General features: G+C 65.1%; 1 protein-coding gene. It reads right to left on the reverse strand.

What is annotated here, in order from left to right:
• Positions 1 to 502: DUF4082 domain-containing protein (locus AC1DMK_RS31125; RefSeq protein WP_477864053.1), on the reverse strand; the 502-nt coding region annotated here is incomplete at both ends.

The following is a 502-nucleotide window of genomic DNA, read 5'->3' on the forward strand; positions in this document are numbered from 1 at the left end:
GGTCGTGTGGTACGAGGCGACATAGGTGGTGTTGGCGGTAATGGAGACGGGCGTCGCCAGGGCCACCGTCTGCCAGCCACTTGCCGACGTGTTGGTGAAGGTGACGGTGGCAAGCTTGGTGCCGGTCGCAGTCCACAGGTCAAGCACATTCTGGCCAGTGTCGCCGGCACTTCGGTAGAACTTGAGGGCCGTTACCTCACCGGCGACATTCGACTGGAACTTGACGCCGACCTCGAGTTGTTGACCATCGTTGAGGTTCGTCTGCGCCGGCGTGTTGGACGCACTGAACAGGCTGTAGGTCGTGGGCGGCGCCGTCGACACGGCGATGTTGAATGTCTCGTTGGTGGCAAGGCTGCCGAGATCGGTCGCCGTCACCCGGACGGCGAGCGTGCCGACATTGGCGGCCGCCGGCGTGCCGGTGAAGGTCCGCGTCGCGGCGTTGAAGCTCAGCCAGGCGGGAAGCGCCGAGCCGTCGGCAGCCAATGCCGAGTAGGTGAGCGTC

The organism is Rhizobium sp. 05L419 (assembly GCF_056397845.1).